At 45.0% G+C, this 16,005-nt stretch carries 10 protein-coding genes; 8 read left to right on the top strand and 2 right to left on the bottom strand.

Annotated features, from left to right (window positions below; all coding sequences use genetic code 11):
• The 6 genes from ruvA to INP83_RS01050 all read left to right on the top strand — a co-directional run bounded on the left by ruvA (nucleotide 1) and on the right by INP83_RS01050 (nucleotide 10,029).
• Nucleotides 1–585, top strand: a complete 585-nt coding sequence (gene ruvA, locus INP83_RS01075) for a Holliday junction branch migration protein RuvA (RefSeq protein WP_146272269.1) — start codon at nucleotides 1–3, stop codon at nucleotides 583–585.
• A 21-nt stretch (nucleotides 586–606) separates the two neighbouring features.
• Nucleotides 607–7,866, top strand: a complete 7,260-nt coding sequence (sprA, locus tag INP83_RS01070; protein WP_255563222.1) for a cell surface protein SprA — start codon at nucleotides 607–609, stop codon at nucleotides 7,864–7,866.
• A 67-nt stretch (nucleotides 7,867–7,933) separates the two neighbouring features.
• On the top strand, nucleotides 7,934–8,401 hold the full coding sequence (locus INP83_RS01065) for a hypothetical protein (RefSeq protein ID WP_219125976.1): 468 nt from the start codon (nucleotides 7,934–7,936) through the stop codon (nucleotides 8,399–8,401).
• Between the two features lie 413 nt (nucleotides 8,402–8,814).
• On the top strand, nucleotides 8,815–9,294 hold the full coding sequence (locus tag INP83_RS01060) for a hypothetical protein (RefSeq protein ID WP_219125975.1): 480 nt from the start codon (nucleotides 8,815–8,817) through the stop codon (nucleotides 9,292–9,294).
• Nucleotides 9,291–9,788 carry a hypothetical protein gene (locus tag INP83_RS01055; RefSeq protein WP_219125974.1) on the top strand — a complete coding sequence of 166 codons (498 nt, stop codon included), beginning with the start codon at nucleotides 9,291–9,293 and terminating at the stop codon, nucleotides 9,786–9,788. The genes INP83_RS01060 and INP83_RS01055 overlap by 4 nt, the downstream gene beginning before the upstream one ends.
• Before the next feature lie 82 nt (nucleotides 9,789–9,870).
• Nucleotides 9,871–10,029 carry a hypothetical protein gene (locus tag INP83_RS01050; RefSeq protein ID WP_186458775.1) on the top strand — a complete coding sequence of 53 codons (159 nt, stop codon included), beginning with the start codon at nucleotides 9,871–9,873 and terminating at the stop codon, nucleotides 10,027–10,029.
• Nucleotides 10,030–10,081: 52 nt separating this feature from the next.
• On the opposite strand, the gene INP83_RS01045 is transcribed toward INP83_RS01050, so the two are convergent.
• Both INP83_RS01045 and INP83_RS01040 read right to left on the bottom strand, forming a co-directional pair.
• Nucleotides 10,082–12,265: an ATP-binding protein gene (locus INP83_RS01045; RefSeq protein WP_219125973.1), complete on the bottom strand. Its 2,184-nt coding sequence runs from the start codon at nucleotides 12,263–12,265 to the stop codon at nucleotides 10,082–10,084.
• 215 nt (nucleotides 12,266–12,480) lie between these two features.
• Nucleotides 12,481–13,704: a multidrug effflux MFS transporter gene (locus INP83_RS01040; protein ID WP_219125972.1), complete on the bottom strand. Its 1,224-nt coding sequence runs from the start codon at nucleotides 13,702–13,704 to the stop codon at nucleotides 12,481–12,483.
• Between the two features lie 142 nt (nucleotides 13,705–13,846).
• On the opposite strand from INP83_RS01040, the gene INP83_RS01035 reads away from it, so the two are divergent.
• Both INP83_RS01035 and INP83_RS01030 read left to right on the top strand, forming a co-directional pair.
• Nucleotides 13,847–15,157: a gluconate:H+ symporter gene (locus tag INP83_RS01035; protein ID WP_219125971.1), complete on the top strand. Its 1,311-nt coding sequence runs from the start codon at nucleotides 13,847–13,849 to the stop codon at nucleotides 15,155–15,157.
• A complete protein-coding gene (locus INP83_RS01030; RefSeq protein WP_219125970.1) occupies nucleotides 15,157–15,957 on the top strand; it encodes an alpha/beta fold hydrolase in 801 nt (266 codons plus the stop codon). The genes INP83_RS01035 and INP83_RS01030 overlap by 1 nt, the downstream gene beginning before the upstream one ends.
• The last annotated feature ends 48 nt before the right edge of the window (nucleotides 15,958–16,005 follow it).

Here is a 16,005-nt window from a genome sequence, read left to right as displayed (position 1 = left end):
ATGTACGACTATATTGATGGTAAACTGGCGTTTAAAAGCGCAGCTTATGTGGTGATTGATGCAGGTGGGGTTGGTTACCAGATCAATATATCGTTAAACACTTACTCGCTGCTCGGCGAGGGTGAACGTTGCAAGTTATACACCTGGCTGCACGTTAAAGAAGATGCACATACACTTTATGGTTTTGCCGATGCAGGAGAGCGTAAGCTTTTCCTGCATCTGGTTTCCATATCAGGCATTGGCCCAAATACTGCACGGATGATGCTATCGTCCATAACCCCGGCAGAGATACAACAAGCCATTGTACAAGGCAACGTGGCGCTGATAAAAAGCATTAAAGGCATCGGCCCAAAATCTGCCCAACGTATTATTTTAGAATTACAAGACAAGCTTAAAAAAGAAGGTCCGGATACATTAACTTCCATTGTGGTATCAAAAACAGCAAAAGACGAAGCGCTTTCTGCATTGGTTACCCTTGGTTTTGCACGCAACGCAGCAGAGAAGGTTCTGGATCAGGAGATAAGCAAAAATACAGGCGTTTTAACTGTAGAGCAACTTATCAAATACGCGCTTAAGAACTTATAATTACTGATTTAATAAACAAACTTGGTTAAACTTTTTACTACTAAGCTTTTTGTAGTTATACTCTTTGTATCTGCTTTAAGCGGGGTAGGGAAACTATATGCACAGCAAACCCCTGTGCAACAGCCAAATCAGGTTCCAAACCAGTTGCCTAATCAGTATCCGGCACAGCAAGGGCAGCAGCAATACCCAACCCAGCAGGGCCAGCAGTTCCCAAACAGGCAGGTACAATATCCCAACCAGCAAAACCCTAATCAGCCGCAGCAACAGCCGTTTAACCAACAACCGCGGCCAGGGCAAACACCGGTGCAGGCACAACCCCAGTCCAGTGCAACAGGCCAACCCTTACGCGCAGATACGGGTTATAAACCCGGCCCTGTTAAACTGCGTGAACCAACCACAAAGCGTGAGCGTTCGGGGCTGTTTTTTAAAGACCCGCCCGGCCTGGTACGAACGGTGGAGTACGACCCCGCAACCAACCGTTACATTTTGTATGAAAAGTTAGGTAACCTTAATTACCGCGCTCCCCAGTACTTAACCTTTAGCGAATATATGCTGCTGCAGCAACGTAGTGTAAGGCGCGATTACTTTCAGCAGTTATCAGATAATTACGCTTTTGAGTCTGAGCAGCCGGGCTTTATTCCGCAGATGCGTGTGCGCAGCAGAACCTTTGAGCAGATCTTCGGTAGTTCGGTTATCAATATCCGCCCGCAGGGATCCGCAGAGGTCATTTTGGCCGGGCAGATCAACAAGAACGAGAACCCGCTTTTTAATACCCGCCAGCGTAACCAGTTCAACTTTAATTTCGATCAGCGTATACAACTGAACGTTACAGGCGACATCGGTGATAAGCTGAAGATTACTACCAACTATAATACGCAGGCACAATTCCAGTTTGAAAACCAGATCAAACTGGATTACACCGGTCACCCGGATGAGATCATCCAGAAAGTGGAAGCCGGTACTGTCAGCATGCCATTGAACACCACACTTATCACCGGTAGCCAAGCGTTGTTCGGGGTGAAGACGAAACTAAAATTCGGCCGGTTAGATGTTACCAGCATTTTTTCACAGCAACGTTCGCAGTCAAGAAACATCACTATTACCAATGGTTCGCAGCAGGGAAATATCTCTATAACCGCTGCGGATTATGAGGCGAACAAACACTACTTTCTATCGCAGTACTTCCGCAATAATTATAACCGCGCCCTGGCAAACATCCCTATCATTAGCTCGAACATTACCATCACCAAAATTGAGGTATGGACAACCAACCGTACCAGCGTAACTACCGATTCGCGCGATATATTGGCTTTCCTTGACTTGGGCGAGAACAGGCCTTACAACCCGCAGTTTAGCGGTGCCGGCCAAAGCGGCTACCCCGCAGGGTTCCAGGGGCCGGGCTTTACGCAGCAGTCAAACAACCTCCTAACAAATATCCCCGCAGGTGCACGTAACACCAATTCAAACGATATTGCTACATATTTCCGTGCAACCGGCGGTACAGATAATTACGCTAAGCTAACCTATGCGCGCAAGTTGAAGGATAATGAGTTTACGCTGCATCCGCAATTGGGTTACATCTCTCTTAATTACCCGCTAAATAATGATGAGGTATTGGCCGTGGCATACCAGTACACCGTAAACGGCGTGCAATACCAGGTGGGTGAGTTTAGTAGCGACAGACCAGTGAATACCGCAACGCCGCAGGTATTATACACCAAGCTACTAAAGAATGAGCTGTTAAAAACCAGCCTGCCAACCTGGGACCTGATGATGAAAAACATCTACTCGTTAGGAGCAAGCCAGATAAGCCCAACCAACTTTAAGCTAAACATTACCCGTTTGGATGATAAATCGGGGATTGAAAAGATAGGCATTGACGAGGGGACCAACACCAAAGGCAAACGCTGGCTGCAGATAACAGGCTTAGACAACCTTAATCAACAGAATGATAAAAGCCCCGATGGCTTTTTTGATTTTTTGGAAGGTATAACGATCGACTCGCAGAACGGGCGTATCATGTTCCCAACGGTTGAGCCTTTCGGCAGCGACCTTGCCAGGCAGTTTACCCCGGCAGAGGGGGACCTTAATTCCCGCTACGTTTACCAACCGCTGTATGATTCAACCAAGGTTATTGCGCAGCAATTGTTCCCAAAGCTTAACCGTTATCTCATCAAAGGAACTTACACGGGGCAAAATGGGTCGGAGTACCAGCTAAACGCTGTGAACGTTCCGCAAGGTTCCGTAGTGGTAACGGCAGGTAACCTGCGTTTACAGGAAGGTACGGATTATACTATAGATTATAGCTCCGGCCGGTTGAGGATGCTTAACCAGGCTTTGTTGCAATCGGGCCAGCCCATCAACATCAAGCTGGAGAATAACGAACTTTTTGGCGTACAACAGAAATCTCTCTGGGGTACCAGGTTAGATTATCATGCAAGTCCAAAGCTTGCCTTGGGTGCTACCCTAATGCATTTAACAGAGCAGCCGCTCAACCAAAACGAGATTGTTGGGCAGGAGTCCATATCAAATAGCATATGGGGCTTTGATGCCAACTATAGTTCCGAATCAAGGTTTCTGACCCGGTTGGTGGATAAGATCCCTTTCATCAATACCAAAGCGCCATCAACCATTAACTTCAGCGGCGAGTTTGCACAGTTAAGGCCGGGTAGCCCCGGTGCACTTAATTTTGCCGGATCAAAGAATGGTACATCATACCTGGATGATTTTGAGAACAGCCGTACGGTAATAGATATAAAGGGCGCTTTGAACTGGCAGCTTTCAGGCACGCCGCAAATGTTTTCGGAGAGTAATTTGTTCAATGATCTAAGTTACGGTTACAACCGCGCGAGGCTGGCTTATTATAACATCGACCCCATATTTTATGTGAACTCCGGCAATATACCTGTTTCAAGGAGCGATCTCTCTAACCACTATGTAAGGCAGGTTTTAGAGCAGGAGGTGTTCCCCTTTAAGCAATCTACCACCGGGCAGCCAATCAGTTTGGCAACGCTTAACATGGCGTTTTATCCAACCGTTCGCGGTCCGTACAATTATACTACAACAGGACTTAATACTGACGGTACTTTACAAAACCCGCGCAGCAGGTGGGGCGGTATGTTCAGGAAATTGGAAACCAACGATTTTCAGGCACTCAACGTAGGCTATATCGAGTTCTGGATGCTTGATCCGTTTATCTATAAACCTAACTCGACCGGTGGCGATTTGTATTTTAACTTAGGTAGTGTATCTGAAGACATTTTAAAGGACGGCCGTAAGAGTTTGGAAAATGCTTTGCCGGTTGATGGCATAACTGCTGATAAGGTTGACGAGACCAACTGGGGCCGGGTATCAAAACTACAGCCGGTTGTAAATGCCTTTGACAACGACCCTAATAACCGCCGCTTGCAGGATATTGGTTTAGATGGTTTAAATGATGCCGACGAAAAAACAAAGTTTGCACCCATGCTGCAGCAAACGCAAGGTGTGTTGAACCCACAAGCAGCACAAGTTTTAAACGCCGACCCATCATCAGATAACTATCAGTACTACCAGGGTGCCGCTTTAGACCAGGCCCGTGCAGGCATATTAGAGCGATACAGCAAGTACAACGGAACTGAAGGTAACTCAAAAACTGCAGAACAATCGCAGGCTGAGTTGGGTATCCAAACATCTGCGTCAACATCGCTGCCGGATGGTGAGGACATAAACCGCGATAATAACATGAGTCAGGCTGACGAGTATTATCAGTACCGCGTGTCTATCCGCCCGCAGGACATGGTGGTTGGCCAAAACTTTATCAACGATAAAATTACCGCAAATGTAAAACTGCCTAACGGCGAAACACAATCAGTTACCTGGTACCAGTTCCGCGTACCTATTACCGAGTATAGCAGCAAAGTGGGCAACATCCAGGATTTTAAGGCCATCCGTTTTATGCGGATGTTCATGACCAACTTTGCTGATACCGCCGTATTGCGCTTTGCCACGTTGCAATTGGCCAGCAGCGAGTGGCGTACATTTAACGCAGAGAATAACCCGCTTAACGTAATTGCCGACCCTGCAATACCCAATCCGGTAAATGATGGTTCGATGCTTGATGTGCAGGCTGTAAATATTGAGGAGAACGGTAACCGCACACCGATACCTTACGTGGTGCCGCCGGGCATCAATCGCCAGCGCAATTATAATAACCTGCAAACCGATACTAAGCTTAATGAGCAGTCGCTGTCATTAAACGTCACCAACCTGCGCGATGGTTATTCGCGTGCCGCTTTCAGGACATTCTACAATGATCTGCGCTCTTACAAACGCGTACAGATGTTTATCCATGCCGAAGGCGATCAGCTTAAAAACAACGACCTGAATGCCTTTGTACGTTTGGGCGTTGATTACCAGGATAACTATTATGAATACGAGTTGCCGCTTGCCATTACCACACCCGGTACCCGCGACCCCGGCGCTATCTGGCCATCGGTAAACGAGTTGAATCTTGAACTATCGATATTAACCGATGCAAAGCTGGCACGTAACAATGCAAAGCTCAACGGGCAGCCGTGGCCTTTCACTGTGCCGTTTGTTTACACTGATGGCGCTAACAAGATTACCATTAAAGGCCAGCCCGATCTCAGCCGCCTGCGTACCATTATGCTTGGTGTACGCAACCCATACAGGGGGAGTGGCCTTAGCGGGGATGATGGGTTAAATAAAACCGGAACCGTTTGGTTTGATGAATTGAGGTTAACCGACTTTGACCAGCGCGGCGGTTGGGCAGCTACGGCGCGTATGGATGCGGCGCTGGCAGATTTCGCCAACATCACCGTATCCGGCAGTAAAAGCACCATAGGCTTCGGTACGTTAGATTCTCGCGTAAGCGACAGAAACCGCAGCGACAACCAGATCATAGATGCATCGGCGAGTGTGGAGTTAGGTAAGTTTTTCCCGGAGAAAAGCGGCATCCGCATACCTGCTTATGTAAACATATCCACCCAAAAAAGCACGCCGCAGTACGACCCTGGTATGCCCGATGTGGAATTAAAGAAATCTTTAGCAGCTGCGCAAACCAGCCAGGCTCGTGATTCTATCAAGCGGGTGTCTGAAGATTTTACCGTTCGTAAGAGCATTAACTTTACCAATGTGCATAAAGAGCGTACCGACCCGTCGGCACCGGTGCATGTCTGGGACATAGAGAACTTTGCTGCCACCTACGCCTACACCGAGTATAACCACCACGATTTTATTGTGGAGAACGATATGGCTAAAACCTATCGGGTTGCTTTAAACTATAACTACACTAACGAGCCTAAGTTTATTACGCCTTTTAGCAAGATCATCAAAAGTAATATGCTTGCGTTGGCGCGCGATTTCAATTTCAGTATCCTGCCATCAAGGCTGAATTTCAGTATTAATTTTGACAGGTTCTATTCTGAGAACACCCTGCGCAATAACGATCCGAACAATTTTATCCCTATTCCAACATCATTCAACAAAAACTTCAATATCACCCGGGTTTATGGTATCGGCTGGAATTTATCTAAATCCTTGTCGCTGGATATAGATGCAACAAACCTATCGGTCGTGGATGAACCGATGGGCCGCATAACCGGCTTAAAGCGCGATACGCTATGGGACAACCTGATGAAACTGGGCCGAACGGTTAATTACAATCACACCATCAATATTAATTACACCACGCCAATAAGCAAAATACCTGGCCTGGAGTGGACAGCCTTAACCGCCCGTTACAGTACTAACTTCAACTGGCAATCGCAGCCAACATTTGCCATTAATAACCCAACGTATGATGTAGGTAACAGTATCCAGAACGCCCGCACCATACAGTTAAACCCCAATCTTAACTTTGCTAATTTTTATAATAAGTTCCGCGGTTTAAGGCGTGGCAGGGATGATAAGCAAAATGTTGGGAGTATATTTATGGGACTGCTCACCAGTATTAAAAACATTAGTGGGTCATACACCCGTACAGAAGGTACTTTCTTACCCGGCTACCTGCCAAAATCAAACCTTTTTGGGCAGGATCTTAGCTATGATGCACCGGGCTTAGGCTTTTTGCTGGGCAGCCAAACAGATATACGCGGCCGAGCCATTGCAAGCGGCTGGATAACAACTGATACATTACAGAACCAGTTGTTTGTAAAATCATTTAACGAGGATATCCAACTTCGCAGTGTTATTGAGCCGCTGCCCGATCTGCGGATAGAGTTACGGGCATTCCGTACGCAGGACAGAAACTATCAAACTCAGTTTAAATATCTGCAAAGCACTGGTCAAATAGAAAATTTAAGTCCGGTAACATCGGGTACATACAGCGTTTCATTCCTGTCAATAGGCACAGCGTTCGCTAAAGGTGGCGACGTGGACAGGAATTCGCCTGCGTTCCAAAAGTTCTTAGATAACCGGGCGGTTATATCCCAGCGATTGGCGCAGCAAAATCCCAATTCTACGGGTAATACAAATGGTTATGCCGATGGTTACGGGCCAAACGCGCAGAACGTTTTGGTGCCGGCTTTTCTTGCGGCTTACACGGGTAAAGATGCAAGCTCGGTTAACTTAACGCAATTCCCTAAAATACCAATACCCAATTGGGATATTAAATACAGCGGGCTTGCACGGCTGCCGTTGTTTAATGAGTTGTTTGAGTCTATCGATCTGAGGCATGTGTATCGATCATCCTATAACGTAAGCGCCTATACCACACTGCTGCAGTATCAGGAAATTGCAGGCCATAGCGTAACCCGCGATGCCAACCAGGACTTTTTGCCGTACTACCAGTTCTCACAGGTAAGTATTCTGGAATCCTTCCTGCCGCTATTGGGCGCAGACATCCGCTTCAAAAACAGCATGACGGCTAACGTGGAATTTAGCAAGAACCGCTTCCTTAATCTAAGTATGCTCAACAGTCAGTTAGCCCAGCAGGACGAAAACATTATTGTGCTTGGATTTGGTTACCGGCCAAAGAACTTTCACATGCCATGGGGATTATTCGGGACAGGCAACCGAGATAACAACGATGTAAACTTTAAATTGGATGTGGCCATACGTGATAAAAAGCTGGTGATTTACCGTGCAGATGTGCCGGGGGCCGAGGTTTCATCGGGCGCCAAAAATATCACGCTACGTCCTTCTATCGACTATGTTATCAACCAGCGCTTTAACCTCAATCTATTTTACGATAGCAACATTACAAAGCCATACACTTCGCAGGCATTTACAACGGCGTTCACCAATTTTGGCGTTAACTTAAAGCTGTTGCTGCAGTAGCCATTTCTATGGATATTAAAATCATGCGTTATCAAAAACCTTAAATGTGCATGCATGTTGTAAGAACATGCAAAGTTACAGGAAACCGGTTTGGCAAACCATAGGCTTAGGGGCAGTGGCGGGGATGCGTGCAAGTGCTGCGCCTACGCTGGCAAGTTATTATTATCATGATGGCGCTTCGCCGCTTTTGCCTTTCGGGGTTTTTAGGTTCATTCAATCGCCGGTTAACAGCGTTGCTTCCAAATTGATCGTTTTGGCTGAAGACAAAAAGCCGATTTTAAAAAAACCTTCGCTAAACCAATTGGCTTTAAATGTGATGTCCGGCGCGTTGGCAGGCGCAACCATATTCCGCAAGAACAAACAAAGCATAGTTAACGGGATGCTTATTGGTGGTGCAGCGGCTTTGGTAACATCTGTGGCGGGCTTCTACCTTAAAAATTATGCGGAACGTTTTCCTGAGATCACATCGCCTTTAAGTGATGCTTTCCAAGATGCCTTCAGGGCAAGCAGTGGCGTTGCGCTTAGCAAACGATAAATTACTGCGAAATGGGGGCCGGTTGCCTTTTCTCTGGTGGTAATAACTGATATTTTTTAAGGCAGTCGTTTAAATAAGCGGTTAACTCAAACTTTCGCGAACTCACCTGTTCCGGCGAGGGTGGTATAAGGGGTGCTGCAGATCCTACTGTGCATAAGTAAATGCGTTGTTAAGCAAATAAATAACAATAACAGTAGACCCCTCATATCATAAAACTATATAAATGGCTGGCCCCATTTAAACTTTTGTAACTATATTTAACTAAAATTAACATCTAGTTACTAACAGTAAAGGTTTCTTATGGCCTGTAATAAGCAGTAGATAGCATTACTCTTTTCGGGGATACTATTATGCCGCTATATCAAAAATTATCGGTAATTTTGAATACCCTTACTAAATATAATTAGTTGATTTTGAGAGACCAGCTAACATACAAACAAACGTCGTTACCATCTTTAAAACAGGCAGCTCACGAATTATATCATAATTATGGAGCTATGCTGCTTGGGTATATTATGGAAGTAGTAAAAAACCGATCCGTGGCAGAAGGCTACCTTACCGACGTATTTTCGAGCCTCAATATAAACGATTTAGGTAAAATTACCGCCGACGGGCAAGGAAGCACTTATTGCCGCCTGCAACAGCACACACGCAGTAAACTTACATCGTTTATTAACGCGGTAGATGATTGTCCGGATTCGCCCGTATCTAAAATATCAGGTCAGAACAAGATCATCAGCCAGATGAACGATGAGCAACAAACCGTTTTTTGCGGCGTTCATTATCATGGTAAAAGTGTGGCAATATTGAGCCGTGAGTTAAACAAAAGCAGCGACGAGATAAAGCAGATTTTAAAGCAATCGTTCAACATAATCAGGAGCAACCGTAAATGATACATCAGTACATTAACAGCGGCATTTTAGAAGCCTATGTAACAGGTTCTGCATCGGAGACCGAGGTAGAGGAGTTGCTACGCATGAAAGCCAGGCATCCTGAGGTGAATATCGCCTTGCAGGAGCTTGAAGCTGATATGGAATTTTTGGCCGGTAGGATGGCTGTTATGCCACCTGCGCGTACCTGGGACAAGATTTCTGATGAGATAGATGAGATCATGTTGCGCGAGAAAAAGGAGGTGAGTAAGTTTAGGCCGGCAAACCAACCAACCGAAGAGACTATACCCCCTGCCGGGCCAACCTATATAGAAGTTGAAGGAGCATCAAGCCACATGCGTATAAACAAGGCGTGGAGGTGGGTGTTTGCTGCCGTGTTTGTGTTAGGCAAGATATTTTTAGCTTTTGCCATCTATTTTTATTTGGAGAACAGGCAAGCCCAAACTCAACTTAACGAGTTAAAGACTGAGATACAGCAGTTAAAGGGCAAACATTAAGTGTTTGAACGCATTTGTTTTTCAATTTTTTTTAAACTTTCCCCACTCCGAATAGTTGTTTTTTAAAGGAGGTTAATCACACATGGCAACATCACAGGAAAAAAACGAAGCGCAAGGTGAAGAAAAGGAAAGAGAGGAAAATTCCGATAAAAAACTAGAAACGGAAATGCCCCTGAGTGAAAAAGATGAGGTGAAAAAAGCAGAGCATCAGACTAATAAGGATGCTGAAAAAAATCAATAAATAACAAAGTCCCGGGCCAAAAAGTCCGGGACTTATTATTTATTAAGCGTAGTTAATTTAACATTACAGCGGCTCCTGTGAGGGCAGCGGTAACGTTGTCTATCAGGTTTTGTTCGGTAAATGGTTTAAGTATCACACCATTTATACCTACAGACAGGTACTTGTCGCGGTCTTCCTTCAAAACATTGGCCGTTAATGCAAGGATGGGCAGATCAGCCTTTTCCTGGTTGATATTTGCACGTATCAATTGCGTAAGTTCCATACCACCCATTTCAGGCATTTCAATATCTGTTAAAACGGCGTCGTAACGGTTATCTTCAAAGAGCTGCAATGCTTCGCGGCCGTTTACTGCAACATCAAACGTAACGTTCCATTTTTTAAGGATGGTGCTTACTAAGAGTACGTTAAATTTGTTGTCTTCTGCTATCAGCAGGTGTTTGCCTGGCATCACCTCTCGCGGATTGAGGTTAACCACCGGCTTTTCTTCCGTAACACATTCATTTTCTGTAGCAATGTCTAACGGTAATTTAAAGCTGAAGATGGATCCCTTACCCGGTTTGCTTGTTACCTTGATGTTTCCGCCCTGCAACTCAACTATTTTTTTACAGATAGCGAGCCCTAATCCTGTACCGCCATAATTAGCGGCTTTTTGAGCGGCCGCCACTTGAGAGAACTCTTCAAAAATCAAAGGCAAGTGTTCTTTGTCTATACCCAGGCCGGTATCTTTTACCTGTACGTTCAGCACCCTTTGCCCAGGGTTCTCCTTGGTAAGGAATGCCTTGATGGTAACGCCGCCGGCAGGGGTAAATTTGATAGCATTGCTGATAAGATTCATGATCACCTGCTTAAGCCTGAAATAATCGCCGGTAAGGCAAAAATCGGGATTAAACTCAATATCGTGTTTCAGGTATATGTTCTTCTTAGCGGCCTGCACCTGCATACTGGTCACAATTTCATTTATGGCATCATAAGGTTTAAAGGGCTGATGCTCAAAATTCATTTTGCCGGTCTCGTATTTAGAAAAATCAAGAATTTCGTTCACCACCTCAAGCAGCATTTTTGATGAACTGCGTATCGCGTTGGTCTGTTCTGTTTGCGTTTCGTCCAATCGGCTTTGTGTAAGTTGCTCAGAAAACCCGATGATAGAATTAAGCGGCGTACGGATCTCATGGCTCATGGCCGCCAGGAAGCGGCTTTTTTGTAAAGCGTATTTCTCTGCCATTTCGCTGTGCAATACCATTTCTTCCTCATTCCGAAATATCTTCCAGATATTGTAAAGGATGATAACAACAACGGTGGTCATTAGCAGGAAAATTGCCCCTGTTAACTTTCTGAACTCATACATTACCGTAGCCAGATTCGAGTTCAATTCTTTTTTACTGCCGGCGATATATTGGTTCTCTGCTGTTTTATACTTTTTTAAACTGTTGATGATCTGGCTTATTAACCTGTTGTTTATCTCCAGCATCTGGCGCTCAGAATCACGCAGTTTGTTGTTGGCTTCAGATATTTTGCTATAATACTTATCATACTCCTGGGCCACCTTGGGTGTGGCAACCATAGTGGTGATAACCGTATCGGTACGCTTTTCTACCAGTACGGGGGCGGATTTATTTGTCTGATCAGTTTTCTTTTTACCTCCGAATACAGAAAATAGCCTTCCAAAGAACTTTTTCTTTTTTTCAGGAGCTGCCGCCACAGTCGTTTTAATGGTATCTATTTTAATATTCGTTTTTATCCGCCTGATCACCGGTTGCTTAACCAGCTTTTTATCGCGGGTTTGCATGGCGGTATTGATAAGCTTTGCCGAATTGATCAAACTATCAGACAACGTCATCAGCCTTACGTAGTTAGTAGCACTATTTGCCTTCGCGTTTATCAACGCCTTTAGTGCACTATCTTCTTCTGTGTAAGTTGTGTTTTTATCATTGTAGTTCATTTTGGCGATAATTGCCCTAACATTTTTGATCTGCCTGGAAAACTCTTTGGAGTAGTATTTTTTGCCGGTTAGTGCAAACATACGGCTGTTGTTATCTGCACTATAAAGCTCAACTATGCAGCTATCGATGAGGGTGGAGTTTTCTCTCGCAGCAACCATTTTCTGGAAATTGGAGCGCAACTTTTCGGCTTTACTGTAATGCAGATAGAGGTAAAAAGCACCACCGAACAAAACAACAATCAGCATTACTATGGTGAGGTAACGCAGAATAGGTATCTTTTTTACATTAGAAAACATATGGTAGCTAACACTTGAACTTCAATTGGGGGAAACTGTTATTTGTACAAGTGTTGGCAAGCCAAATGCCATGGAAGATATTATTCTTATATGGAATACGTTTTTTGGGCTGATGTGTAAATCACATCATTAACGCTAACAACGTTCAACTGTGCTGTTTAAAAATATAGGCACTTTTAAGTTTTTTTGAACGCTTAGAAGTATCTATCAAATATTTAATGTGCAACAAATCCCGTGTCACTCGCTGTAACAGGCTTTTTGATATTTCGTTTACCGATGAGCAATACGACGAATCCCATTCCCGATGCTGCCAGCATCAGCAAAGCCATTGGTATCGCCGATTGCGCTTTGAACATACTTACGCCAATGGACACTAATGAACCTATACTCATCTGAAAAGCACCCATAAGTGCTGACGCTGAACCCGCATTTTTTTCAAACGGCGCCAAGGACAAGGCAGAGGTATTCGGGCTGATAAGGCCTACACAGCAAAGCACAATAAAAATCATGAAGATAGTGCCTACCAACCCCAACCAACCCTGGCTGGCAGCCAATACAAATAAAGCAGATGCACTTACCATAATGATCAATGCTACCTGCACCACCTGCCTGCTATCATATCTTTTGATCAAGGCACTATTTAACTGACTTGAGCCGATGAACCCAACAGATAGCAAGGCGAATATCCAACCGTAAACCTTACCGCTTACTTTAAATACATCCATAAACACCAGCGGCGAGGCTGATACGTAGGCAAACAACCCTGAGAAGGCTATACCACCCGCAATGGCGTATGTGTAAAACTGTGGCTCTTTTAGCACGGTTAAAAAGCCATTGATAATGGGCTTAGGTTTAAGCGAGTAATTTGGATCGGGCTTGTAGCTCTCCGGTAGCAGAAAAATAACAGCCAGGGTAATGAGCAAAGATAAGACAGCCAATATGAGGAAGATAATATGCCAGCTAAAATTGGTCGTAATATACCCACCTACGGTTGGCGCTATCATAGGTGATGCGCCCAGGATAAGGATAAGCAGCGCAAATACTTTAGCGTTATCCTTTACAGGAAACAGGTCGCGTACCATGGCTATAGACGCCACGGTTGCCGCACAACTACCCAGCGCCTGGAAGAACCGGGTAACTATAAGCATCTCAATACTATCGGCGTAATAACATGCCAGAGATGCGATGATGTACAAAGCTAAGCCGAAGTATAACGGTTTTTTACGGCCATATTTATCCAGTAATGGGCCATATAACAATTGCCCTGCAGATATACCGATGAAAAAACTGGAGAGCGATAGGGCTACCTTTTCAGTAGTGGTATTAAGTGATTTGGCAATGTCTGGGAAACCCGGCAGGTACATATCAATTGAGAACGGGGCAAGCGCGGTAAGCGAACCCAAAACCATTACCGAGGTGAAATAACGTTTACTGGTCATATATCAACGCAAAGGAAATCATTAATAGTTGCTTATGATCTTCAAATTCAAAATTATACAATGAGGTGATTTTAATTTATTTCATACATTAGACAATCGCTGGCCCGCCCGCCTGCAATTGGTAAACCACTCTTATACGCCTATGCTGGTTATTTTAATTTGTATAATATTATTGATCTTATTGGTAAGTTGGGGAAAGGTAAATCCCTTTCTGGCCTTTTTGCTGGTATCTATTGCTGCCGGTTTAATGTTGGGTATCCCGGTAAATAAGATCACCACATCTATACAAAAGGGTATAGGCGATATCCTTGGCGGCCTGGTGATCATTATTTGCCTGGGCGCTATGCTGGGCAAACTGGTAGCTGCGAGTGGTGCCGCACAACAAATAGCAGGTGCGCTGGTGCGCTTGGTGGGCGAAAAATATATTCAATGGGCGCTGGTTGCAGCCGGTTTTATCATTGGCATTCCGCTGTTTTACGGGATAGGTTTTGTGTTGATGGTTCCGCTGATATTTTCTGTGGTGTATAAGTATAAACTGCCTGCAGTGTTTATCGGCCTGCCCATGATCGCGTCATTATCAGTGACGCACGGCTTTTTACCCCCGCATCCGTCACCATCGGCACTGGTGGTGTTATTCCATGCAAACATGGCTACCACTTTTATCTACGGCTTATCCATAGCAATACCGGCTATTGTTTTAGCCGGGCCGGTGTTCGCGCGCTTCCTTAAGCGCATCCCTTCAGAGCCATTGGCTACTTTCCGAGCTGAGGAATTGCCCAAGGAAAAATTGCCGGGTACCTTTGTGAGCTTTTTCACTGCTTTACTGCCCGTGCTTTTGCTGATGCTTACAGCGTTTTTCCCTTACCTGGGCATCAAAAATGCAACCGCCTTAAAAGTAATGGCCTTTGTTGGCGACCCATCAATTGTAATGCTGATAGCGCTTTTAGTTGCTACTTATACACTCGGCACGCGGCAGGGCATGAGCATGGCAACCATATCCATCCATTTTACCGATGCCGTTAAAGACATCGCATTGATCTTATTGATCATAGCAGGCTCCGGTGCGTTTAAAGAAGTTTTGGTTGCCAGCGGGGTTGATAAAGAAATAGCAGGCAGCCTTCGCTCGTTTAATATGCCGCCGCTGGTACTGGGTTGGCTTATCGCAGCTATCATTCGTATCAGTTTAGGCTCAGCAACGGTAGCCGGTTTAACCGCGGCAGGCATTGTAAGCGGCCTGGTGGTATCAGAGCATGTAGACCCTAACCTGATGGTGCTCGCCATTGGTGCAGGCAGCCTGGCCTTTTCACATGTTAATGATTCCGGCTTTTGGTTGTTTAAAGAGTACTTCAATCTCAGTATGAAAGATACCTTCCGGTCATGGTCTATGATGGAAAGTCTGGTTTCTGTGATAGGGTTGGCCGGGGTATTAGTGATCAACTTAGTTATCAAATAATGGTGTTAAAAAAATATTTAATATTAGTGATGCTATGTATCTGCGGCACACTAAAAGCTCAGACTGAAGAAGGCAGTTTATTTAACTCCTTTGACGGAACCAAAATATATTACGAGCTAACAGGCAACGGCTACCCGGTTATATTGGTGCATGGCTTTACCAATAACAGCCAAAGCTGGAAACATGGCAGCCTTTATCCGGCCTTAATTAAGCAAGGATACAAAGTGATCATCCTCGACCAGCGAGGTAATGGCCGGTCTGATAAACCGCACACTGATGCTGCATATGCCAAAGATGCTGAGGCTAAAGACATTATGGGGCTTGCATCGCTCCTAAAGTTGAAGCAATATTTCATTGTGGGCTATTCGCGTGGATCTATCATCACATCGCGCGTGATGGTGCTTGATAAGCGCGTTAAAAAAGCAGTGATGGGCGGTATGGGCGCCGACTATACTAACCCAAACTGGCCAAGAAGGGTGCATGCTTACGAAGCGCTTGCAGGTGATACCACGCATCATGATGTTGATGAGATGATGGCCTGGATACACAAGAACAACTTTGATGATGAGTCGTTAAAATTACAGCAGAAATACCAACCATCAACCAGCCCGGCCGAGTTGGCCCGCGTTAAAATACCTGTACTATTGATAGATGGGACCGAGGACAAAACCAATGGTGACGTACATGATCTGCAAAAACTGATCCCTGGTTCTGCATACGCAGAGATACCTGGTAACCATAATACTGCAGGTAATACTGAACAGTTTGCAGAATCTATTATCAGGTTTCTGAAGCAGTAACAGTCAATTTTAGTATTGGCTTGCAATTTGTAGGGCTTTTTGCGATAC

The organism is Mucilaginibacter sp. 21P (assembly GCF_019331605.1).
Classification (GTDB): Bacteria; Bacteroidota; Bacteroidia; order Sphingobacteriales; family Sphingobacteriaceae; genus Mucilaginibacter; species Mucilaginibacter achroorhodeus.
Note: the sequence above shows the minus strand (reverse complement) of the source record. Positions and strands in the feature narration are given on the sequence as shown.